Below are 23,002 nucleotides of genomic sequence, written 5' to 3'. Positions count from 1 at the left end.
GAAATTATGAAAGACGAGATAGAAATAATAATTTTTGGAGCAGGTGGATTATCGAAGAAGGTAATAGAGAGTATAAAAAATACTTGTAAGATAAGTTATGTAATTGACAATGATAAGAGTAAATGGGGTACCTGTTTTGAAGGATTTATCATACAAAGTCCGAGTATATTAACTAATATTAATTTTGAAAAAAGTAAAATTATAATTGCAAGTTCATTTTATGAAGAGATTTCAAATCAACTTAAAGAGATTCGATTAAGAGAAAACATTCACTTCTTTAGTTGTGAAATTAATATAGAAAATATTTATACAGCAAATCTTGTTTCAAGTAAAATACAAGGTGCTGATATTGTTCTAGATATTGGTTGTGGCATAAGGCCTCAGCAATTTATAGTTCCAAAAGTTCATATATGCTGCGATCCGTTCCATGAGTATATTGAACATCTGCAGACAAAAGTTAAGAAGAACCAAGGGAAAACATCATTCATTTTTATTAAGGCAACTTTTGATCAAATACTTAATTTATTGCCCCCTAAAAGTATTGATACTATTTTTTTACTAGATGTTATTGAGCACATCGAAAAAGAAGAAGTAAAAGAGTTGCTTAAAATGGCACAGGATTTAGCAAAAAAACAGATAATTATTTTTACACCTTTTGGATTCATGCCTCAAGAACATAAAAATGGTAAAGATGCATGGGGGATGAATGGAGGTAAATGGCAGGCGCATAAGTCTGGTTGGACTATTGAAGATTTTGATGATAGTTGGGAAATTATTATCGATAAAGAACGCCACTTAGTTAACAATAAAGGTGAAAAATTTGTAAAACCATATAGTGCTCTCTGGGGAATTAAAACTATTGATGATTAGTTAATATGATTTCCTTAACTAATAGTATAGTTATTATTAATAGAATAAGTTCAATAGAGTATTAAATAGTATAATTTTTAATAAGTGACAATATGAAAGGGGATAGAAATGGAATATCAGCCAAAAGTATCGATTATTATCCCTGTATACAACGGCTCAAACTATTTAAAAGAGGCAATTGATAGTGCTTTGGCTCAAACATATAAAAATATTGAAGTAATTGTTATTAATGATGGTTCTAATGATAACGGAAAAACAGAGAGAATTGCTATGTCTTATGAAAACAAAATAAGATATATTAACAAACCTAATGGTGGAGTTGCTTCTGCTTTAAACGTGGGTATCCAAGAAATGAAGGGAGAATATTTTTCCTGGTTAAGCCACGATGATGTATATTATCCCACTAAAATAGAGAAACAAATTCATTATATATTTGATAATGATTTAAAGAAAACTATAATCTATACTGATTATGATTTAATAGATGAAACATCTAAAGTAATTGGTAAGTACAAGGCTCCATATATTAAACATTCTCAACTTCAGATAGAATTATTAAAAAGTCATCCCATTCATGGGTGTACACTTTTAATTCCTAAATTATGTTTTATGGTGGTAGGATTGTTTAACGAAAAATTAAAAACTACACAGGATTACGATATGTGGTTTCGCTTAACTTATAAATTCGAATTTCACCACGTACCCCTGTCTTTGATAAAATCTAGACAGCATAGTGAGCAAGGGAGCAAAACAATAGAATATCATCTTAGGGAATCTAATCAATTTTATATTGATTATATGAAGGAATTTTCAATTTACGAACTCCAAAAATCCTTAAATATTAAACACATAGAACTTTTTTTCGCAGAAATGGCGATTATATATAAAAGGAAAGGTTATATGGAGGCATCTAACTATGCACTTGAGATTTTTGAAAAAAGTCTAGGGAATAATAATTATAACTTCGAAAAACTAAGTGAAAAAGAAAAAATAATTATTTTCGGTGCTGGAAAGTTTGGTAGTGAATTTTATAATCTCATAATTAATTCAAACAGAAGTATAAGTTATTTTGTAGATAATGATAATGAGAAGTGGGGAAAAAAAATAAGGAATATTTTAATAAGCCCGCCCTCAAGGTTAAGTGAGGAAAATAAGGAAGAAATCTTTATTATTATTTCTAGTGATAACTACCTAGAGATAGGAAATCAATTAATAAAATTGGGATTTAAGAAAGATCAATTTTGTACTTTATTAGATTTAAAATTGTGAAATAATAGGTAGTTTTTAATTTCAGCAATATAAAGGGTTGGTTATTATGAGAATACTAATTATTGGAATGTCTGACAGTATTCATACTGCACGTTGGATATCACAAATAATTGATGAGGGTTGGGATATTCATTTATTCCCTAGTATTGATTATGGTCAAACCCATCATTATTTAAAAAATGTGACAATACATCATTCTTATTACTATCCCTCCAAAGAAGGAAAGAATTCTAAAGTAACTGTCTGTGGTACTCAAGTTGAATCATTAAGAATGGGTATAATTCAACGATTATTATTAAAAGAGAAAAATGATTCTTATCGCGTTGAACAGTTAGTTGATGTCATTAACAAAATAAAACCTGATATTGTTCATTCTTTAGAGATGCAGGCTGCAGGTTATTTAGCATTTGAAGCAAAAAGTAGACTTACTAATTTTCCTAAATGGATTGTAACAAATTGGGGAAGTGATATTTACTTATTTGGTAAATTATTTGAGCATAAATCGAAAATAAAGAAGGTTTTATCTGAGTGTGATTATTATTCATGTGAATGTGAGAGAGACGCTCAACTAGCTGTTAATTTAGGTTTTGATAAACATATTCTTCCTGTTTTTCCTAATACCGGTGGTTTCAAAATCTGTGAAATAGAAGATGAAAGATGGAAAATTCCTACATCAAGTAGGAAACTTATTATGTTAAAAGGGTATCAGCATTGGGCGGGTAGAGCCTTAGTTGGATTAAGAGCTTTAGAAAGATGTGCAGAGATACTAGACGGATATCGTATTATTATTTATAGTGCATCAGAAGATGTAAAAATAGCAGCAGAATTATTTGAGCATGATACAGGGATACCTGTTACTATACTTTCCAAAGAAACCTCCCATAACGAAATCATGTCTTATCATGCTAAAGCACGATTATCGATTGGATTAAGTATAAGTGATGGGATAAGCACATCCTTTTTAGAATCTATTGCAATGGGAGCTTTTCCTATTCAAACATGGACATCTTGTGCAAATGAGTGGATTGAAGATGGTAAAAGTGGAATATTGGTTCCACCTAATGATCCTGAAGTTGTAGAACAGGCAATTCGAAGAGTACTACTGGATGATGAATTAGTTAACAGTGCTTCTATATTGAATTGGGAAATAGTAAAAAAACGTTTGGATTCTGAAATTTTAAAGAAAAAAGCTATCGGTTTCTATAATCAAGTGAAATAAAAAAATAAGGAGACTAGTCTGGTGGAAAAACAACGGATTCTAATTTTAGGAGTAACCGGTATGCTAGGGCATACTCTTTTTTCAGAGTTATCTAATTGTGAAAAATATGAAGTTTATGGCACTGCTAGAGTAGTTGATAAAAAAGATAATTGGTTTAATGAAAAACTTTTAAAGAATATTAGAACGGGTGTCGATGCCACAAATTTTGATTCGATTATTCGAGCACTTGCGTCTGTTCAACCAGATATTGTAATTAACTGTATTGGTTTAATAAAGCAACAACCGATTGCTGATGACCCTTTAACAGCAATTAATATTAATGCACAGTTACCACATCGCATATCATTAATTTGTCGAACTGCGGGTGCAAGAATGATTCACTTCAGTACTGATTGTGTTTTTGATGGGAAAGATGGAAATTATATTGAGGAAAATCATTCTAATGCCAAAGATCTATATGGAAGAACAAAATACCTTGGAGAAGTAAGTTATCCTCATAGTCTTACTATAAGAACATCTATAATTGGACATGAACTAAAAGGAAAATATGGACTAATCGAATGGTTTATTGGACAACATGGAAAGATAAAGGGATACACTAAAGCCATATATTCGGGATTTCCAACATTAGAAATGGCTCATATTATTTCTGAATATATTATTCCAAATGAAAACTTAAATGGAGTTTATCATGTTTCCTCTAATCCAATATCAAAATATGATCTACTAAATTTAGTAAAGGAAACATATAAAATTGACATATTAATTGAGCCAAATAATGAATTTAAATGTGACAGGTCCTTAAACTCTGAAAAATTTCAAAAAGAAACAGGGTATAGACCACCGCAATGGAAAGATTTAATTAAGAAAATGTTTGAGGATTATAATAAATCTAGTGTGTCTAGAAAGAGGGAATAATGCTGTGAAAGTAATGACAGTTTTTGGAACAAGACCTGAAATTATTCGTTTAAGTAGAATTATCGAACGTTTAGACCAGGTCTGTGAACATGTTATTGTTCATACAGGACAAAACTATGATAAAAACTTAAGTGATATTTTTTTGGAAGAACTAGGAATCCGTAAACCTGATTATTTACTTGACACTAAGTCTAACACACCTATGCAACAGGTTGGGAAAATACTAAGTGGGGTTGAGGAAATATTTTTACAAGAGAAACCAAATGCTTTGTTAATACTTGGTGATACCAATAGTGCACTCTGCTCTTTTGTTGCCAAAAGATTAAATATACCTGTATTCCATATGGAAGCAGGGAATCGTTGTTTTGATGATCGTGTACCAGAGGAAGTGAATAGGAGAATAATCGATCATTCAAGTGATGTATTAATGCCATATACTGAAAGAAGTCGAGAAAATTTACTACAAGAAGGTATTTCAAGTAATCGTGTTTATGTTACAGGTAATCCAATATTCGAAGTTCTTGAATTCTATCGTGATGAAATTGATCAAAGTGATGTACTACAAAAATTAGAAATTGAACAACAAAAATACTTTCTAGTGACATTACATCGTACGGAAAATGTGGATATAAGCGAACGTCTTAATCAATTCATAAATGCATTTGAACAAGTTTATGAGAAATACAACTTACCAATTATATGCATTGTACACCCTAGAATGAAATCACAGTTAGAGAAACAAAATAAAAATTTATTAATAAATGGAATCATTCCTATAGATCCAGTTGGATTATTTGATTTTGTGAAACTAGAAAAAAATGCCTTTTGTGTACTTAGTGATAGTGGAACTGTTCAAGAAGAATGTTCTATTTTTCAAGTGCCAAATGTTACTCTAAGAGATGTCACAGAGCGCCCAGAGACTTTGGAAGTCGGTAGTAATTTTATTTCAAGTTGTAATAGCTCTTCTATTCTTAGAGGTATAACAGTTGCTACTTCTAGTAGATATGATTATTCACCTCCACAAGAATACTTAGTCAGAAATGTAAGTGAAATTGTTACAAAAATTGTTTTGAGTTATTGGCGGTGATGATGTAATGAAAGCTAAAGCACCAAAAGTCTCGATAGTTATACCTGTTTATAATGGTGCAAATTTTTTAAAAGAGGCAATTGATAGTGCATTAGTTCAATCTTATAAAAATACTGAAATATTAGTAATTAATGATGGTTCTACAGATGGTGGTAAGACAGAAGCAATAGCTTTAAGTTATGGTAACAAAATTAGGTATTTTTATAAGGAGAATGGCGGTGTTGCATCTGCACTTAATTATGGGATAAAAAAAATGAATGGGGATTATTTCTCATGGCTAAGTCATGATGATGTTTATCAAACTAATAAATTGGAAGTTCAAGTTGATACTTTACTAACTATTCAAAAGCCTATAATTTTGTATAGCAACTTTTTCTATATTGACAAAAACTCTAATTTTTTTTCAAAGAGTGGGTTAGATATTAATAAATTAAAACAATTAAATTCTAATACATTTAAATATGAATTATTAAAAAGTCATTTTGCTAATGGTTGTACATTTCTTATTCCTAAAGAGTGTTTTGAAATTGTGGGATTATTTAATGAAGAGTTAAAAACATCGCAAGATTATGATATGTGGTTCAGGCTTGCGGAACATTATGATTTTTATTTTATTTCAGAAGAACTTATTAAGTCTAGGGTACATGAAAAACAAGGCACATACATACTAAATGAATTTAATGTCGAAAAGAATAATTTTTATATTAATTGTTTAAATCAAATTTCTCATGAAGACTTGTTAATTATCTCTAAAGAAACTTCAATTGAAGCTGCATATTTAAATTTAGCCTTATTTTATCGAAAAGAAAACTTAACCATGGCAGCAAGATATGCATGGAAACTTTGCCAAAAGGCATTTTTTGCATTTAATAATCAAAACTACATAATATTGAATCCCTTATCGATAAAAAATCAAATAAATTCAATCTTCAATTTTATATATAATAAAAAGGTTATTATTTTTGGTACAGGGAGAGGTGCCAAATTACTAATAAATGAATTAAATGAGAAATCAATTTGTATTGAATTTTGCGTTGACAATGATTCTACAAAGTGGGGAACTTATTTTGATAATTATATTATAAAGAATCCATTATCCTTACTTGAAAGGAATGATAATTTCGTAGTGTTAATCTCTAGTATGTATTATTTCGAAATTGCTGAGCAACTAATCAACATAAATTTCAAAGAAAATATAAATTTTTTTGCAGCGTCTAATGAGAAAAGAGTGAATGTTAAGAATGAACATTAATGATATTAGTAATAAATTGAATTTAATAAAATGTAAACTTATCAATAAAAAAGTCATTATCTTTGGATGTGGAAGTGTTGGGGAAATGACATTAAGTGTTCTAGAGAGTTTGCAACTAGAAGTAGCTTATTTTGTGGATAACAATCCCCCAAATTGGTCAACTAATCTTAATTCGTTTCCAATTAAAAACCCAGAAGTTTTATTATTAGAAAATAAATCTGAATTTTTTCTCTTAGTTGCGAGTAGCTTTTATGCTGATATAAAAGATCAGTTGCATGGATATGGATTACAAGAAGAATTAAATTTTGAACCAGTAATAGAAATAGTGGAAGATAATAAAATCGTATTTACAAATATATATAAAAGAAATGATTGGCAAGATGAAGAATCAGTTTCTGGTACAGGATCAAACCGAGTGCAAACATCAAAATTAGTGGAAGATTTACCTGGTGTATTTCAAAAATTTAATATTCATACTATTGTTGATGCACCGTGTGGTGATTTCAATTGGTTCCAGCATATTAATTATCCTTTTAAAAATTATTTTGGTTGTGATATTGTTGAAGAATTAATTGAGGGTAACAAAAAAAATTATTCAAATAATAATAGAAAATTTTTATGCTTAGATATAACAAAAAATATTGTTCCTAAAGTAGACCTAATATTCTCAAGAGATTGTCTTGTACATTTACCAAATCAAGATATTTTTAAAGTATTAGATCTATTTAAAAAAAGTAACTCTCGATACTTATTAACAACTACATTTCCTTCTGTAACCAAAAATAGAAATATTATGGTTGGAGAATGGAGACCTATAAATTTGGAACTGGAACCGTTTAATCTCCCATCCCCAATATTGTTAATAAATGAGGGATGTACGGAAGATAATGGTCGTTTTGCGGATAAGAGCTTAGGTCTATGGAAGTTGGAGGAAATTTAATTTGAGTTAACAATAACAAAATTCAAATAAAATTAATTGAGGCGAAAAAATGAAAGTCGGATTATTTATTTATGGTATGCTTGGCGGTGGTATGGAAAGTATTCTAATAAATATTGCTTCATTTTTAAAAAGCAAAAATATTGATATCACTATCGTTACAACTGAGGTTAAAGGTGGCTGGTTCTCTAATATAAGTGAAAATGGTATTAATTCATACCATATAGATAGCTTAGAGTACAGTTGTCCAGTTTCGCATGTATTTAAAGTAGCTTCTTATATAAACTACTCCAAATATGATGTTGTATTTATTAATAATGCTAGGTTTGTTCAAGCAAGCATACCTTTAATAAATAAAAATATTATTGTAATTCCTATTATCCATAATAATGATCCATTAACTTATGAATTAAATTCATTTTATAGTTCAAGATGCTCCGGATATGTTGCTGTGAGTCCTCTCATTTATAAAGAATTAATTAAAAGGATTCCAAAAGAAAAAGTATATTTAATTCCAAATGGAATCAATGAACATATTTTTCCTAAAAATAGAAGTATCCTTCAAACAAATTATAATAAGATTAAGTTATTGTTTGTTGGAAGACTTTTTCATGAAGAGAAAGGAATCTTTTTATTACCTGAAATTTTAAAAGAAATTGTAAGTAAAAACAATAATGTATTTTTAGATATAATTGGTGCAGGGACAGATGAAAGAGAACTCAAAGAACAATTTAATAATTTGGGTCTAACAGGAAATGTTGAATTTTTTGGAATGCTTCCCATTGAAAAAGTATACGAAAGAATGAGCAATTCCCATATTTTAATCTTTCCTTCCTTACGAGAAGGATTTGGTTTGGTGTTAGCTGAGGCTCAGCTTTATGGATGTGTTCCTGTTGCATCTTATATTAAAGATGTTACTGATTATATTGTTAATGATAAAGAGAATGGCTTTTTAGTTGAAATGGGAAATCCACGTTTGTTTGTTGAAAAAATAATGATGTTAACAGAAAATAATTATCTACTTAAGTTAATGAGTGAAAAAGCTCAAAAAAATGCAATTGAAAAGTTTTCAATGAATTCGTTTGGATCAAAATATCTTAAATTAATTAATGATATAAGAGTATCTAAACCATGCTGGTATCATTCATGTCCTGAATTTCAGTTAGACAAGACAATTAAAATTATTTCAACAAGCAACGATCTAGAATTAGCTAGTCTTTATGGAATTTGGATAAGGAAACTGTATGAAGATGGTGTAGGTATCACTGCACCTTTAAGTCGAATAGGTATAAAAAATGTAGCTATATTCGGAACACTTAAAACCTCACATTATTTATTACATGACCTAAATCAACAGTCTATTAATGTCCTGGTTTTTCTTGACAATAATAAAGAATTGTTTGGTTCAACTATAAACGGAATACCCATAGCAACGCCATATGAATGGTTATCCAAGAATAATGACTTGATTGACATGATTATATTATCTATTGAAAGTAAACATGATAAAGAACTAAAAGAAGAATTGAGTAGATATTATAATAAAAATCGTATTATTTCATGGAAAAGCCTTTTATCAGAAAAGTGTTAGGCGGTGTTGATTAAAAATGAGTGAAATTAAGATTTCAGCAATTATGCCTGTGTTTAATGGTGAAAAATATATTAGGGATTCTCTATTGAGTTTATTACAGCAAACTTATTTACTTCACGAAATAATTGTAATTGATGACAATAGTTCAGATCAAACGGTTAAGATAGTAAAAGAAATTATGAAGGCGTTTAAAAAGCGAATAAAGATAATAAAATTAAGTGAAAACGTTGGTGCGTCAAAGGCAAGAAACATAGGTTTAAATATTGCAGAAGGAGAATGGGTACTTTTTTTAGATGCAGATGATATAGTATTACCAAACTTATTAGAAGAGGAAATTTGCACATTACATACTATGCAGATGGAAATGGGAGATTCACTTGTATTAGTATATCCAAGCTACGAACAAATTGATGAAAACGGAAACTCACTAGGGGTAATGAGAAGTAAACAAGTGATGCCGGAAGAAGTTTTCGGTTATGAACTTATCAGAAATGACTTAATTTCCCCTTCAGGTGTCCTAGTTAGTAAAGAAAAGTTAAAACAAATAGATGGGTTTAATGAGGAACTAAGATACAGCGAAGATTGGGATCTATGGTTAAGGCTTTCTGAACAAAATGGATTTGCATATCTAGATAAACCACTAGTGAAAATCCGTAGACACGAAAATAACGCTTCAAGTAATATAAACAGAATGCTAAATGCAGAATCATTTATTTTAAATCAATATGGAATTGACACAATCAAAGAGGCACTATATAAAAGAAATTTATCATTTGTTCAAAATACTATTGATTTTATTTCTATGCTTATTAGATTAAATTATTGGGAAGAAGTAAGTAAATATATTATCCTAATAAAGGATAGACAAGATTGTCCAAATAATATTTATTTTTATCAAGGAATCTATTACCTACAAAAAAAAGAAATAAATGTAGCTCTTAGAATGTTTGAGAGAATTTTAGAATATGACTCACAACATGGAAGTGCTTTAAATAATTTGGGTTGTATTCATCTGTTAAATGGTTCATTAGATAATGCAACTTTTTATCTAAACAAGGCGATTAATTTTTTCCCAGGTTATATTGATGCATCCCATAATCTCGAACTATGCCAAATAAAAAAAACAATAAAATATAGTGATGTAAGATTTACATGGAGAGAACTTCGAAAAACACTATTAAGATATAGACAATAAGAAGATAGGTGAAATATTACAAAAAGAGTACTTGAATATGAAAGCCTGTACTCTTTTTGTATGTAAAAATATTGTTAATAGGTTTTGAAAGAGATTATACTATGTAAAAGCAAAGAATAAATACATATATGGTTAATAAGAAACCAGAAACTTTTAAAAAGATTATTGTTTTAGTTTAAAGAGGGTGATTCCAATGTCAAGAATAAAAAAGGCAATAATTCCTGCTGCTGGTTTAGGGACAAGGTTTTTACCAGCAACGAAAGCTCTGCCAAAAGAAATGCTTCCAATAATAGACAAACCTACAATTCAATTCATAATTGAAGAAGCAATTTACTCTGGTATTGAAGATATTATCATTATTACTGGAAGAAATAAACGCTCAATTGAGGATCATTTTGATGTTTCTGTTGAACTAGAACTAAACTTGAAAAATAACAGAAAAAACGACCTTCTTGAGAAAGTAAAATCCATTTCAAATATGGCCGATATTCATTATATTAGACAAAAAGAACCTCTTGGTTTAGGACATGCTATTTATTGTGCACGGAAATTCATTGGTAATGAACCATTTGCTGTTCTTTTGGGTGATGATATTATATCTAGTAATAAACCTTGTATTAAGCAATTGATGGAGGTTTATGACAAGGTTGGATCTTCTGTACTAGGAGTAAAGACAATCGAGAATGAATTGTTATATAAATATGGAGTTATTGATCCTATTCAAACTTTATATGATGAGTATATTTTAATTAAAGGCATGGTTGAAAAACCTATTGTATCCCCTCCGTCAAATCTTGCAGTTATGGGAAGGTATATACTAGATCCATTGATATTTGATTTTCTAAAAGATTTGGAACCTGGGGTTGGAGGAGAGATACAACTGACAGACGCCATTTGCCAATTAGCAAGGGTGAAACAAGTTATAGCATTTCCTTTTGAAGGAAAGAGATATGATGTTGGTGATAAGCTAGGTTTTTTAAAAGCTACCGTAGAGTTTGCTTTAGAAAGAAAGGAAATTAGGGAAGAATTCCTGCAATATTTGAGGTACTTATTGGATTACGAAATAAATCAATGATAGATACATACATACAAAAAACATTTATATTTAGGTGGTGGATAAAAAATGAAAGACCAAAAATTAAAAGCAATTTTTATAGAAGTACTTGGAATTGATGAAAGTATAGTTACAAGTGATTTATCATACAATAGTATCCCCGAATGGGATTCCGTCGCACACATGGCGCTCGTTGCCGAAATCGATGATCAATTTGACATTATGCTCGATACAGACGATGTATTAGACTTAAGTTCATTTGCAAAGGCAAAGGAAATCCTTCAAAAATATGATATTAAATTTGAATAGGGAAGATTAAAATGCTTTTAGAGAATAAGATAGTTTTTATTACTGGAGCATCCAGGGGAATTGGACAAGCCGCAGCCATTTTATTTGCACAATATGGTGCACAGCTTATTTTACATGCTAGAAATGAGGGCTCACTTAGAGAAACGATAGAAAAAGTTAGCGATTATAGTAGTATCACTCCTCTAGTGATTCCTTATGATGTGAATGAATATACTCAAATAAAAGACTGTTTCCAACAGATTCGAAAAGAAAAAGGTAGACTAGATATTCTTATAAATAATGCTGGAATCATGGAGGAATCCCTACTTGGAATGATTCGAGAAGAAATGGTCGAAAATACGATGCAGACGAATTTACAATCTGTTCTTTATCACATGCAATATGCATCGCGTCTAATGATGAAACAAAAAGAAGGTTCTATTATTAATGTTAGTTCTATAATAGGACTAAATGGTAGTGAAGGAAATGCCGTATATGCTGCTAGCAAGGCCGGTGTCATTGGTGCTACAAAATCGGTTGCTAAAGAGCTAGCCCCATATAATATCCGAGTGAATGCGGTGGCTCCAGGATTTATTGACACCGATTTGACGAATCATTATCAAGATGAACGTTTAGAAAAAGTGATTGGAAATATAAAAATGAGAAGAGTAGGCAAACCGGAAGAGGTTGCAAATGTATTACTTTTTTTAGCCTCTGACCTTTCTTCCTACGTAACAGGTCAAGTGATTGGTGTAGATGGAGGCATGGTGATTTAATCCATGCTTTTTCTACACTTTTTTTATTTTTGGTCGATGAAAATAAGTGAAGGGGTTTTGGATAAACTGATAACATATTATGGAAAAAAATATTCTTGTAACCTTTGTTGCTTTTGCTTCTTTATTTTTAACTTACTGAGTTGATTGGAACGGAGGGCACTTGACTCCTGCGGGATAAAGAGGGAAGTGGGAGACCCCACAGGAAGAATGCCGAGGAGGCTCCCATCCCTCCCCGCGGAAAGCAAGTGCCTGGAGTAGAAATCAACGGACAAAATGATGACTATAAACAACAATCTATATGGTAAAACCAATTAAAACCAATAGAAAAAACGAATCACTTATAGAACAGGTGAGAAAATGAAAATGTTATGGAAATTTCCTACTGAGGCAAATAGAATTGCAATTATTGAGCCAGGTGGGAAAATATATACATATGAACAATTACAAATAGATGTTCAAAGCATGAGCGAAAAAATTCAAACAAAGAGAAAAGTGCTTATACTCTTATTAGCACGAAATGATTACAATAGTTTGTTGGGGTATCTAGCATCTTTACACACTAACCATGCCGTCATGCTACTAAATGCAGACCTAGATAAAAATTTACTCGAAACGATTATACATACGTACAAGCCAACCACCATCATGGGTTCCTACCCCCATAATGATTATGCGGAAGTGGAAGAAGGCTTTTGGCAAAGGCAGGTAGCCCCAGAATATGAGATCCATCCAGACTTGGCTGTCCTATTAAGCACATCTGGTACAACAGGAAGCATAAAATTTGTCCGATTATCTTACTCTAACATTTTGGCAAATGCGAAATCGATTGCGGAATATTTGCAGATTACAAAAGATGATAGAGGACTGGCTAATCTACCTTTTCATTATTCGTACGGGCTTTCGATTATTAATAGCCATCTATTTGCAGGAGCTACAATTTTATTAACGAATGAAGGTGTACTAACGAAGTCATTTTGGGAGTTTATGGAGAAGGAGAAGGCGACATCGTTTGCGGGTGTTCCTTATACGTATCAAATATTACAAAGAATCAATTTTCAGAAAATGGACTTGCCTGCTTTAAGGTATTTTACTCAAGCTGGTGGGAGGCTAAATGAAAAACTTGTCCGTCTTTTTGGAGAATACGCGAAAGAACATGAGAAAAAATTTTATGTGATGTATGGCCAAACAGAGGCTACAGCTCGAATTAGTTATGTGCCTCCTGAAGCTCTTCTCCAAAAATCATCAAGTATTGGGAAACCGATTCCAGATGGAATGTTAAGTATTGATCCTGAAACGGAGGAGCTTTTGTATGAAGGACCAAATGTCATGCTTGGTTACGCTACTCATTTTATGGATCTTGCAAAAGGGGATGAGCTTCAAGGTAAGTTGCACACTGGTGATCTTGCAGAAGTGGATGAAGAAGGCTACTTTTATATAAAAGGTCGAATGAAACGGTTTATTAAGCTTTTCGGACTACGTTTAAATTTAGACGATATTGAAAAGCAAATAGAATTAAAAATACAGTCCGCTGCGGTTTGCGTAGGTACAGATGATAAAATGGTTGTAGTGGTTCACGAAGAAAAATATAAGGATACCGTTCAGTGTTTTGTAGAAAATGTATATAAGCTTCATAGAAGTGCGTTTCGAGTCAAGGTATTGGAAGAAATACCACGTCTCTCAAATGGGAAGGTCCATTATGATTCGTTAAAGGAATTGGTAATATGATAGAGCCATATGAATTAGATCATGAACGTAAAGTCATTTATTTATTAAACGAATTAAATGCATTAACAGCATTTCATTATCAACATTCTCAGCCTTACCAACATATGCTTAACAAAACAGGTAGCCCATTAATAGCGGAAACGCTTGAACGGATTCCATATTTACCTGTTCAATTATTTAAGTTGATGGATTTATATTCGTTTAAAAAGGAGGAAGTGTTTAAGGTACTAACATCTAGCGGCACAACCAGTCAGCAAGTATCTAAAATTTACTTAGATAAAGATACCGCTCAAGCACAAACGAAGGCACTCGTCTCCGTTATGAAGCCATTACTAGGAACGAAACGTATGCCTATGATAATCATTGATACGAAAAATGTGTTAAAGGATCGGCATTCTTTTAGTGCAAGAGGTGCTGGGATTTTAGGCTTTTCTAATTTTGGTCGACGTCCTTTTTATTTGTTCCATGAGGATATGAGTGTGGATTGGGAAGGGTTAGACGAGTATGTACAAGAACATCAAGGTGAAAAAATATTATTATTTGGATTCACCTTTATGATTTGGAAGCATTTTTATCAGGAAGCGGTTAAGCAAGGGGTAAAACTTGATCTAGGCGATAGTCTTCTCATTCACGGAGGCGGATGGAAAAAGTTAAAGGAAGAATCCGTAAGTAATGAGATTTTTAAAGAATCACTCCGGAATCAGTTTGGTATTCGCTCTGTTCATAATTATTATGGAATGGTAGAGCAGGTTGGTTCGATATTCGTGGAGTGCTCGCATGGACATCTTCATACTCCGAAGTATGCGGATGTCATTATCCGAGACCCCATTTCCTTTACTCCTCTTTCGTTTGGACAGCAAGGATTGATACAAGTTCTAAGTACACTTCCTAAAAGCTACCCAGGACATAGTTTATTAACAGAAGATTTAGGAACGATTCACGGGGAGGATGATTGCCCATGTGGGTGGAAGGGCAAGTATTTTTCCATAGCAGGTCGTATACCCAAAGCTGAATTGCGGGGATGTAGTGATACCTTTGCGTTTGATCAGAAAGTGGGGAATGAATAGATGAAGTTTTTTTGGCCACTTTATTCTAAACAATGGGAAGAAACGATTGATTCGGTAGTAAAGTCTTCCCCGCTTTCACCGTTTCATCCAGAAGTTTTAATGTTTTTACAATCAATCTCAAAAACGATTCTAAAAGAGCATACTTATCGGAAATTTCCAGAATTAATTGCTCTAGCTTATTGGTTAAGAAAAGCTCATTTACATGAGATGAAAGAGTTATATGAAAAGCAAACTCAATCAAAAATGGTTGTAGCACGTGGAACGGCACTTCATTTTGCTCCATCTAATGTCGATACGATTTTCGTCTATTCATGGGTGCTTTCATTGCTTGCTGGCAATAATAATATTTTGAGAATTTCCGGAAGAAAACAAGAACAAACAGAGCTTCTTATTGATGCGATTATAAATGGATTGGATCAATTTCCTGAGGTGGCAAAGCGAACCGCGATTCTAACCTACGAGCATCAAAAGGAAATCACACAATTTTTATCGGAGCGTTGTCATATACGTGTCATTTGGGGTGGAGATGAAACGGTTAAGACCATTCGTGCCATTCCGTTAGCTCCTTTAGCAACAGAGCTTGCTTTTCCAGACCGATTTTCGTTATCTGTATTGGATGCCAAAGCGATATTAGCAGCAAATGAGGTGGATTTCCAAAACGTAATCCATCGCTTTTATAATGATGGATTTTGGTTTGCACAAATGGCCTGTTCTTCACCGAGGATGATTGGATGGATTGGAGAAAAGAATAAGATCGATGCGGCGCAGCAAAAATTTTGGGATCATTTAGATACTTATTTAAATGAGCAGTTAACCGATTTTTCTCCGGCTTTACAAGTACAAAAATTAACAACCGGATACTTACTAAGTGCTAGTGATCACTCGATAGCTTTTCAACATCAACCCAATTTCTCCCGCTTAAAAATCCAACATATGAGCGGAGATTTTAGAGAGAGACATTGCGGTGGTGGCTTGTTTTTAGAATTAGAACTTTCTGAATTAAATGCACTTATCCCTTTTCTTGATGATAAAGATCAAACACTATCTTATTTTGGATTTACTCATGAACAGTTAGTGAACTTTGCGGGGAAATTGGTGAATAGAAGCATCGATCGTATCGTACCGATTGGTCAAGCGCTTGATTTTGAAGGTGTATGGGATGGTCATGATTTATTAATGCGATTTATGAGAGAAATAGTGATTAGGTGATGGGGATGGAATTTGTTCCAGTAAAAGAAGAACATTTAGAACTAATTTTAAAATGGCGTACGAGTGATTTCGTTACACGCTATATGTATTCTGATATTGAGTATGATCTGGATAAACAGAGAAACTGGTATCAGTTTATAAAAAGTGATCCAAACAGTCATTACTGGGTGCTGGAATATAAAAATGAACCAATTGGATTAGTATCGATTACCGACATCAATCAACGAGATAAGCGGGCGTATTGGAATTTTTATATTGGAGAGCCTTCCTTTAGTATGCTAGGAGGCTTTATTGGACCATATGTATATAACTTTGTTTTCCAAAACTTAAATATCCAAAAGCTAATGGGTGAGGTTATGGAAGAGAATGAAGGTGTTCGAAAGCTTCATGTAAAACAAGGTGCCAGGGAAGTTGGTTATTTTACAGATCATATTTATAAATACGGAAAATACCACAATGTATATGTATTTGAAATGACAAAAGAAATGTGGAAAGAAGCGGGAGCTAAGTTTGCAAAATACGTTCCAGTTGTCCATATTTAAAGGTTGGGAGAAAATGATGAAGACGATTGTCATAATTCAAGCCAGAATGGGTTCCGCAAGGTTACCTGGAAAAATATTAAAGCCACTTGGTCGGTATGATGTGCTTACATATGTAGTCGAAAGATGCAAAAAAATTAAAGGTGTTAGCAAAGTGATTGTGGCTACATCTGTACTTCCTCAAGATTATGTTGTGGAAGAATGGTGTGAAAAAAACAAAGTAGATTATTTTAGAGGGTCAGAGGATGATGTTCTTGAGCGTTATCTCCAAGCGGCCATGCTTCACCAACCTGACTATGTCATAAGGGTAACAGCAGATTGTCCGTTTGTAGATTATGAATTGGCAACAGAAATGGTTCAAAAAATGATGGAAGCTCCAGCCGATTTTGTTCAATTGGCTGGTCAGCTTCCTAGAGGACTAGCGGTTGAATTATTTTCCTTTAGAGCCCTTAAATATATTCATCAACATGGTAAAGAACCTCGTCACCGTGAGCATGTTACTTATTATGGATATGAATGTAAAGAGGAATTTTCTTGGGTAATGGTTAAAGCAAAAGAATTGATCCAAGAGCCTAAACTGCGGATTACATTAGATACAGAAGAAGACTATGAACTTTGCAAAAAAATTGCTCAACATTTTGATGGGGATTTATTTGTTAAGACAGAAGAAGTAGTAAAATACCTGAAAGAAAATCCAGATGTAGCAAAAATCAATGCTCACATTGAACAAAAGCCGGTTCAGTAAAATAAATAATTGGTAGGTAAAACATGGACACACATATTGAACAAAAATTAATAGAAGAATTACAACAAATGGATCAATTATTTGATCTTTTATATCCAATTAATAGAAGTATTACTGGTGAAGGGGTAAGGCAAACCTTTAATATATTAAAGGAGATTATCCCCTTGGATGTTTTTTTTATTCCTACAGGTACTAAGGTCTTTGATTGGGAAATCCCAAAAGAATGGAAAATTCATGAAGGTTGGTTAAAAGGTCCGGATGGTAAGAAGATAGTGGATTTTTCAGATCATAATTTGCATGTTGTGAATTATAGTACTTCTGTTGATCGAAAACTATCTTTAGAAGAGTTGAAACCTAATTTATATACTATTCCAAATTTGCCTGAAGCAATTCCGTATGTCATTTCTTACTATCGTGAACGTTGGGGTTTATGTCTTCCGTATTCAACGTACGAATCCTTAGAGGAAGGAACATATCATGCTTATATTGATAGCGAGCATGTTGACGGCGTATTAAACTTTGCACATGCTATTTTGCCTGGTGAAAGTAAAGAAGAAATCTTAATTAGTACATATGTATGCCATCCATCAATGGCGAATAATGAGTTAAGTGGTCCGATTGTTGCAACATTCTTATACAATCGTTTAAAAAAGTGGAAAAAAAGAAGGTTTACTTATCGATTCGTTTTTGTTCCCGAAACAATAGGTTCGATTTCTTATTTATATAAGTTTGGAAACGAGCTTAAAAAGAATACATATAGTGGATTAGTCTTAACTTGTCTTGGCGGAAAAGTTGATTTAAGCTACAAGCATTCAAGGCAGGGAAATGCACCGATTGACCGAGTTGTTAATCATTTTTTTGAAGGAGGTTTAAAAGGAAGTACCAGAGCATTTACCCCAAATAATGGATCAGATGAAAGACAGTATTGTTCACCTGGTTTTAACCTTCCTGTCGGGCAAATGGCAAGACTAACGTATGGACAGTATAAGGAATATCATACTTCATTAGATAATAAAGAATTGATTACAATTAAATCCCTTCAGAAAAGTGTTAACGAGATAGAATGCATATTACAAGGGTTGGAGCTTGAAGGTTATTATGTCAATCTATCTCCCTTTGGTGAAGTAAAATTAGATAAACATGGATTATATCCAGATATTAATAGTCAAGATCGCTGGACTCGAGCTGATAATGAGGCTATTAATCATAGAGAAATCTTAAACTGGGTGTTATCTATATTAAATTATTCTGATGGGGAACATACGTTGTTACAAATTGCAGAAAAATGCAATTGTTCTATTTTGGACTTAGAGCCAGTAATCGATATTTTAAAAAGTAAAGGAATATTAGAGGGTCCTTATACGAATCAAAGGGGGCTACACAAATGAAACTGATTTTTATGTGCGGATCCCACCCGCGCCATTTATATATAGCGAAGACTTTATATGAAGCTGGACTTCTTCACGCTCTTGTAATTGAACAGCGTGAGGAATTTATCCCACAACCTCCAAGTAATTTAGAAACGATTGACCGCGAGAATTTTATCCGTCATTTTCAAGATCGCGATCAATCAGAACAAAAGTTTTTTAAAGATATTTCTTTGACCGATTTTCAAGACGTTTATATATTAGAAGTAAGTAGAGATGAACTTAATAGTGAAAATACGAAGAAATGGATAGTAGAGAGAAAAGTCGAAATGGTTGTATCATATGGTGTTCATAAAATTAGTAATCATATGCTGGATGATTTCCCGAAAAATGCTTGGAATATCCACGGAGGACTTTCTCCATGGTATAGAGGCAATATCACTTTATTCTGGCCTTTCTATTTTCTCCAGCCAAACTGGGCAGGTATGACTATCCACCAATTAACTTCTAAACTGGATGGTGGAGATATCATTCATCATTCAGTTCCAGACCTCGAAAGAGGGGATGGAATTCATGATGTTGCTTGTAAGGCTGTTTTACAGGTAGCTCGGGATCTAGTAACTATTTTAAAACTATTAGATCAAGGGAAAGAAATGAAAGGAACCCCACAAGGTTCGAATGGTAAACTATTTGTAAGTCGAGATTGGAAACCTCAACATTTAAGACCAATTTATAATTATTATAATAATGATCTTATCGATCGGTTTCTGGATGGTGAATTCGAAATAGAAGAACCTCCACTTGTGAAGGCTTTTAAAAGCTATGAATACTTTAATTAGAGTAGATGCTTCAGTAGAAATTGGAACTGGCCATGTAATGAGGTGTCTTACATTAGCAAATTTATTGAGGAACAAGGGAGCAAAAATAATTTTTAATTGTATAAATGGGTCTGGAAACCTAATCGATTACATAATTAACGAAGGTTTCGAGGTTTATAAAATACGAGCTACAAAAGATTCTATTAGAGATATTCAATCCACTATTCACTTGATAGAAAACCATAATATTGATTTATTAATTATCGATCACTACCAACTCGACTGGAAATGGGAAAAGGAAGTAAGAATCGCTTTTCCTCATGTGAAAATAATGGTAATTGACGATTTAGCTAATCGAAAGCATGATTGTGATCTTCTTCTTGATCAAAACTATTTTAATAATTATGAAACGCGATATGAGCATTTGTTGATTGGGAATTGTAAAAAACTTCTCGGTCCTTCTTATCTCCTGTTACGACCCGAATTTTACGAAGAAGAAAAGTACATAAAAGAAAATGATACGAAAAGTATTTTAGTATTTTATGGTGGCTCTGACCCTACTGGTGAAACTTTAAAAGCATTAGAAGCTTTAGAGGTTGTAGACTGTTCGAGCTACAACATTCATGTAGTTGTAGGTTTGTCTAACGAAAAGCTAGAAGAAATTAAGCTTAAATGTATGGAAAATGACTACAATTTTTATGTTCAAATCAATTATCTCTCACAACTAATGAGAAAGGCTGATTTATCATTGGGAGCAGGTGGCGTGACGATGTGGGAGCGTTGTTTCCTAGGTTTACCTTCCATTGTAACTGTGGTTGCCGAGAATCAGTTAGAGTCTACCCAGGCTGCAGCAGAATTTGGTGCCGTATGGAATATAGGCTGGTATGAAGATGTAAAAGTAGTCGATTTAGCCGATATAGTAAATAGAGCCTTAGAACAACCTGGAAACCTTCAGGAAATGTCAAGGAAAGCGAAACAATTAATGCAATCGGATCGAAAGTACGAAACTCATCCTGTTGTGGAAGCAATGATGGAGGTTTTAGAATCATGACAAATACAATAAATATTGCAGGCAGATTGATTGCACGAGATCAAAAACCATTTATTATAGCGGAGATGTCTGGCAACCATAATCAATCATTAGACAAAGCCTTACAAATAGTCGAAGCTGCAGCGAAAGCGGGGGTAGATGCCCTAAAGCTTCAAACCTACACGGCTGACACGATGACACTAGATATTAAAGAAGGCGAATTTTTTATCGATAACCCCGATAGTTTATGGAAAGGGAAGTCCTATTATGATTTATATAAGGAAGCCTATACTCCTTGGGAATGGCATGAACCTATTTTTAAACGTTGCCGTGAATTAGGAATAATTGCGTTCAGCTCTCCTTTTGATGAAACAGCTGTGGATTTCTTAGAAGGCCTAGGGGTTCCTTGTTATAAAATTGCTTCATTTGAAAATACCGATATTCCGTTGATTGAAAAGGCAGCTTCTACTGGAAAGCCCTTAATCATTTCAACAGGAATGGCTAGTGTTGCGGAATTAGATGAATCCGTAAGAGCGGCGAAAAATGCTGGTTGTAAAGATATCATTCTTTTGAAATGTACGAGCACCTATCCAGCCTCACCCGAAAACTCTAATTTACTAACCCTTCCTCATATGAGAGAGCTTTTTCAATGTGAGGTAGGATTATCTGACCACACAATGGGAACAGGAGTAGGTGTTGCGAGCGTTGTTCTTGGGGCGACAGTCATTGAAAAACATTTTACCACTTCAAGAGCTGAAGGTGGTACGGACGCAGCATTTTCAATGGAGCCAGACGAAATGAAAGCTCTTGTGATGGAAACGGAAAGAGCTTGGCAGGCAATGGGACATATTAGTTATGGACTAACCAACGCTGAAGTACCATCATTAAAGGATCGTCGATCATTATATATTGCAAACGATATAAAGGCTGGAGAAGTGTTTACGAAAGAAAATGTTCGTGCCATTCGCCCAGGCTTTGGCTTACCTCCTAAACATTTGAAAAGTGTAATAGGTAAAGAGGTTAAAATGGATGTGAAAAAAGGGACTCCACTCTCATGGGAGCTAATATAAGGTGGGAATGAAATGAATATATTGCTAACTGGCGGAGCAGGCTTCATCGGCCGTGCTGTCGCGAAAAAGCTTCTTGCTGATAATCATAAGGTCTGGGTATTAGATGACTTATCAAATGGTCGAGAAGATAATTTGGATGAATTCAAACAAGAATTACAGGATTTTATCATTGGAGATATTAAAAATGAAGCCTTGTTAGAAGATCTTTTTAACAAAAACAAATTTGACATTTGCTATCATCTTGGTGCTTCCATTAATGTTCAAGATTCGATTGACGATCCGAGGACAACTTTTAATAATGATACATTAGGCACATTTTACATTTTGGAACAATGTCGCAAACACCAAGTGAAAGTAGTGTTTATGAGTACATGTATGGTGTATGATCGCTGTTTAGATGAAAAAGGAATCACAGAATTACATCCTATCAAGCCAGCCTCCCCTTATGCTGGATCAAAAATTGCTGCGGAAAATATGGTATTGTCCTATTATCACGCATACGGGTTGCCAACTGTTGTCATTCGTCCATTTAATACATATGGGCCTTTTCAAAAAACAGGAGGAGAAGGTGGCGTAGTTGCCATTTTCATTAAAAAGAAACTTGCAGGTGAAATATTAAATATTTACGGTGATGGAACGCAAACTCGGGATCTATTGTATGTAGATGATTGTGCAAAGTTTGTGGTACAAGCTGGATATTCAGATCAAGTGAATGGAGAAATAGTCAATGCAGGATTAGGTAGAGATATCTCTGTTAATGACTTAGCTTTATTAGTAGTTGAAGATTCAGCAAGAATTGAGCATATGGAGCATATTCATCCACAAAGTGAGATACAAAAGCTTTTATGTAACTATGATAAAGCCAAAAAGCTTTTAGACTGGGAGCCTAAGATTAGCTTAGAAGAAGGAATTAGAAGAACAGAGGAATGGATTAAGACGAGTCACCTAATGTAAGGGTGGCTCTTTTTGGAGGGGT

At 33.1% G+C, this 23,002-nt stretch carries 22 protein-coding genes; all 22 read left to right on the top strand.

The window, feature by feature from the left end:
* Nucleotides 1-6 precede the first annotated feature (6 nt).
* The 22 genes from ACFSO7_RS01765 (at nucleotide 7) to ACFSO7_RS01660 (ending at nucleotide 22,980) form a co-directional block, all read left to right on the top strand.
* Nucleotides 7-870, top strand: a complete 864-nt coding sequence (locus tag ACFSO7_RS01765; RefSeq protein ID WP_377874795.1) for a methyltransferase domain-containing protein — start codon at nucleotides 7-9, stop codon at nucleotides 868-870.
* A 108-nt stretch (nucleotides 871-978) separates the two neighbouring features.
* Nucleotides 979-2,139, top strand: a complete 1,161-nt coding sequence (locus ACFSO7_RS01760; protein ID WP_377874793.1) for a glycosyltransferase — start codon at nucleotides 979-981, stop codon at nucleotides 2,137-2,139.
* Nucleotides 2,140-2,185: 46 nt separating this feature from the next.
* Nucleotides 2,186-3,358: a glycosyltransferase gene (locus ACFSO7_RS01755; RefSeq protein WP_377874791.1), complete on the top strand. Its 1,173-nt coding sequence runs from the start codon at nucleotides 2,186-2,188 to the stop codon at nucleotides 3,356-3,358.
* A 21-nt stretch (nucleotides 3,359-3,379) separates the two neighbouring features.
* Entirely contained in the window at nucleotides 3,380-4,276 is an 897-nt protein-coding gene (locus ACFSO7_RS01750; protein WP_377874789.1) for a dTDP-4-dehydrorhamnose reductase family protein, read from the top strand.
* Between the two features lie 13 nt (nucleotides 4,277-4,289).
* On the top strand, nucleotides 4,290-5,363 hold the full coding sequence (gene wecB / locus ACFSO7_RS01745) for a non-hydrolyzing UDP-N-acetylglucosamine 2-epimerase (RefSeq protein WP_377875077.1): 1,074 nt from the start codon (nucleotides 4,290-4,292) through the stop codon (nucleotides 5,361-5,363).
* A 7-nt stretch (nucleotides 5,364-5,370) separates the two neighbouring features.
* Entirely contained in the window at nucleotides 5,371-6,615 is a 1,245-nt protein-coding gene (locus ACFSO7_RS01740; protein ID WP_377874787.1) for a glycosyltransferase, read from the top strand.
* Entirely contained in the window at nucleotides 6,605-7,555 is a 951-nt protein-coding gene (locus ACFSO7_RS01735) for a hypothetical protein (protein WP_377874785.1), read from the top strand. The genes ACFSO7_RS01740 and ACFSO7_RS01735 overlap by 11 nt, the downstream gene beginning before the upstream one ends.
* A 49-nt stretch (nucleotides 7,556-7,604) precedes the next feature.
* Entirely contained in the window at nucleotides 7,605-9,143 is a 1,539-nt protein-coding gene (locus ACFSO7_RS01730) for a glycosyltransferase (RefSeq protein WP_377874783.1), read from the top strand.
* 16 nt (nucleotides 9,144-9,159) lie between these two features.
* Entirely contained in the window at nucleotides 9,160-10,338 is a 1,179-nt protein-coding gene (locus ACFSO7_RS01725; RefSeq protein ID WP_377874781.1) for a glycosyltransferase, read from the top strand.
* 193 nt (nucleotides 10,339-10,531) lie between these two features.
* On the top strand, nucleotides 10,532-11,413 hold the full coding sequence (gene galU / locus ACFSO7_RS01720) for a UTP--glucose-1-phosphate uridylyltransferase GalU (RefSeq protein WP_377874779.1): 882 nt from the start codon (nucleotides 10,532-10,534) through the stop codon (nucleotides 11,411-11,413).
* A gap of 48 nt (nucleotides 11,414-11,461) precedes the next feature.
* On the top strand, nucleotides 11,462-11,701 hold the full coding sequence (locus ACFSO7_RS01715; RefSeq protein WP_377874776.1) for an acyl carrier protein: 240 nt from the start codon (nucleotides 11,462-11,464) through the stop codon (nucleotides 11,699-11,701).
* An 11-nt stretch (nucleotides 11,702-11,712) separates the two neighbouring features.
* Nucleotides 11,713-12,456, top strand: a complete 744-nt coding sequence (locus ACFSO7_RS01710) for an SDR family NAD(P)-dependent oxidoreductase (protein WP_377874774.1) — start codon at nucleotides 11,713-11,715, stop codon at nucleotides 12,454-12,456.
* A gap of 363 nt (nucleotides 12,457-12,819) precedes the next feature.
* Nucleotides 12,820-14,181: an AMP-binding protein gene (locus tag ACFSO7_RS01705; protein ID WP_377874772.1), complete on the top strand. Its 1,362-nt coding sequence runs from the start codon at nucleotides 12,820-12,822 to the stop codon at nucleotides 14,179-14,181.
* Nucleotides 14,178-15,248: a LuxE/PaaK family acyltransferase gene (locus tag ACFSO7_RS01700; protein ID WP_377874771.1), complete on the top strand. Its 1,071-nt coding sequence runs from the start codon at nucleotides 14,178-14,180 to the stop codon at nucleotides 15,246-15,248. Before ACFSO7_RS01705 ends, ACFSO7_RS01700 begins: the two co-directional genes overlap by 4 nt.
* Entirely contained in the window at nucleotides 15,249-16,457 is a 1,209-nt protein-coding gene (locus ACFSO7_RS01695; RefSeq protein WP_377874769.1) for an acyl-CoA reductase, read from the top strand.
* A gap of 5 nt (nucleotides 16,458-16,462) precedes the next feature.
* Nucleotides 16,463-16,999, top strand: a complete 537-nt coding sequence (pseH, locus tag ACFSO7_RS01690) for a UDP-4-amino-4,6-dideoxy-N-acetyl-beta-L-altrosamine N-acetyltransferase (RefSeq protein ID WP_377874767.1) — start codon at nucleotides 16,463-16,465, stop codon at nucleotides 16,997-16,999.
* A 16-nt stretch (nucleotides 17,000-17,015) separates the two neighbouring features.
* Complete coding sequence (locus ACFSO7_RS01685) at nucleotides 17,016-17,741, top strand: cytidylyltransferase domain-containing protein (protein ID WP_377875075.1); 726 nt, start codon at nucleotides 17,016-17,018, stop codon at nucleotides 17,739-17,741.
* Between the two features lie 23 nt (nucleotides 17,742-17,764).
* Complete coding sequence (locus ACFSO7_RS01680) at nucleotides 17,765-19,129, top strand: DUF4910 domain-containing protein (protein ID WP_377874766.1); 1,365 nt, start codon at nucleotides 17,765-17,767, stop codon at nucleotides 19,127-19,129.
* On the top strand, nucleotides 19,126-19,947 hold the full coding sequence (locus ACFSO7_RS01675) for a formyltransferase family protein (RefSeq protein ID WP_377874765.1): 822 nt from the start codon (nucleotides 19,126-19,128) through the stop codon (nucleotides 19,945-19,947). Before ACFSO7_RS01680 ends, ACFSO7_RS01675 begins: the two co-directional genes overlap by 4 nt.
* Nucleotides 19,931-20,977: a UDP-2,4-diacetamido-2,4,6-trideoxy-beta-L-altropyranose hydrolase gene (pseG, locus tag ACFSO7_RS01670; protein ID WP_377874763.1), complete on the top strand. Its 1,047-nt coding sequence runs from the start codon at nucleotides 19,931-19,933 to the stop codon at nucleotides 20,975-20,977. Before ACFSO7_RS01675 ends, pseG begins: the two co-directional genes overlap by 17 nt.
* Nucleotides 20,974-22,026, top strand: coding sequence for a pseudaminic acid synthase (gene pseI / locus ACFSO7_RS01665; RefSeq protein ID WP_377874761.1), 1,053 nt, complete (start codon nucleotides 20,974-20,976; stop codon nucleotides 22,024-22,026). Before pseG ends, pseI begins: the two co-directional genes overlap by 4 nt.
* A 12-nt stretch (nucleotides 22,027-22,038) precedes the next feature.
* Nucleotides 22,039-22,980 (top strand): NAD-dependent epimerase/dehydratase family protein, encoded by a 942-nt coding sequence (locus tag ACFSO7_RS01660; RefSeq protein WP_377874759.1) that lies wholly within the window; start codon nucleotides 22,039-22,041, stop codon nucleotides 22,978-22,980.
* The last annotated feature ends 22 nt before the right edge of the window (nucleotides 22,981-23,002 follow it).

The sequence above is a fragment of the Bacillus sp. CGMCC 1.16607 genome (assembly GCF_042683745.1).
Classification (GTDB): Bacteria; Bacillota; Bacilli; order Bacillales; family Cytobacillaceae; genus Pseudoneobacillus.
Note: the sequence above shows the minus strand (reverse complement) of the source record. Positions and strands in the feature narration are given on the sequence as shown.

Coding starts and splice junctions, on each gene's coding strand:
- ACFSO7_RS01735 (WP_377874785.1), top strand. CDS start 6,605: ATGAACATTAATGATATTAGTAATAAATTGAATTTAATAAAATGTAAA.
- ACFSO7_RS01725 (WP_377874781.1), top strand. CDS start 9,160: ATGAGTGAAATTAAGATTTCAGCAATTATGCCTGTGTTTAATGGTGAA.
- ACFSO7_RS01730 (WP_377874783.1), top strand. CDS start 7,605: ATGAAAGTCGGATTATTTATTTATGGTATGCTTGGCGGTGGTATGGAA.
- pseH (WP_377874767.1), top strand. CDS start 16,463: ATGGAATTTGTTCCAGTAAAAGAAGAACATTTAGAACTAATTTTAAAA.
- ACFSO7_RS01660 (WP_377874759.1), top strand. CDS start 22,039: ATGAATATATTGCTAACTGGCGGAGCAGGCTTCATCGGCCGTGCTGTC.
- ACFSO7_RS01695 (WP_377874769.1), top strand. CDS start 15,249: ATGAAGTTTTTTTGGCCACTTTATTCTAAACAATGGGAAGAAACGATT.
- ACFSO7_RS01675 (WP_377874765.1), top strand. CDS start 19,126: ATGAAACTGATTTTTATGTGCGGATCCCACCCGCGCCATTTATATATA.
- ACFSO7_RS01740 (WP_377874787.1), top strand. CDS start 5,371: ATGAAAGCTAAAGCACCAAAAGTCTCGATAGTTATACCTGTTTATAAT.
- ACFSO7_RS01715 (WP_377874776.1), top strand. CDS start 11,462: ATGAAAGACCAAAAATTAAAAGCAATTTTTATAGAAGTACTTGGAATT.
- ACFSO7_RS01700 (WP_377874771.1), top strand. CDS start 14,178: ATGATAGAGCCATATGAATTAGATCATGAACGTAAAGTCATTTATTTA.
- galU (WP_377874779.1), top strand. CDS start 10,532: ATGTCAAGAATAAAAAAGGCAATAATTCCTGCTGCTGGTTTAGGGACA.
- ACFSO7_RS01680 (WP_377874766.1), top strand. CDS start 17,765: ATGGACACACATATTGAACAAAAATTAATAGAAGAATTACAACAAATG.
- ACFSO7_RS01765 (WP_377874795.1), top strand. CDS start 7: ATGAAAGACGAGATAGAAATAATAATTTTTGGAGCAGGTGGATTATCG.
- ACFSO7_RS01760 (WP_377874793.1), top strand. CDS start 979: ATGGAATATCAGCCAAAAGTATCGATTATTATCCCTGTATACAACGGC.
- wecB (WP_377875077.1), top strand. CDS start 4,290: ATGACAGTTTTTGGAACAAGACCTGAAATTATTCGTTTAAGTAGAATT.
- pseG (WP_377874763.1), top strand. CDS start 19,931: ATGAATACTTTAATTAGAGTAGATGCTTCAGTAGAAATTGGAACTGGC.
- ACFSO7_RS01710 (WP_377874774.1), top strand. CDS start 11,713: ATGCTTTTAGAGAATAAGATAGTTTTTATTACTGGAGCATCCAGGGGA.
- ACFSO7_RS01755 (WP_377874791.1), top strand. CDS start 2,186: ATGAGAATACTAATTATTGGAATGTCTGACAGTATTCATACTGCACGT.
- pseI (WP_377874761.1), top strand. CDS start 20,974: ATGACAAATACAATAAATATTGCAGGCAGATTGATTGCACGAGATCAA.
- ACFSO7_RS01705 (WP_377874772.1), top strand. CDS start 12,820: ATGTTATGGAAATTTCCTACTGAGGCAAATAGAATTGCAATTATTGAG.
- ACFSO7_RS01685 (WP_377875075.1), top strand. CDS start 17,016: ATGAAGACGATTGTCATAATTCAAGCCAGAATGGGTTCCGCAAGGTTA.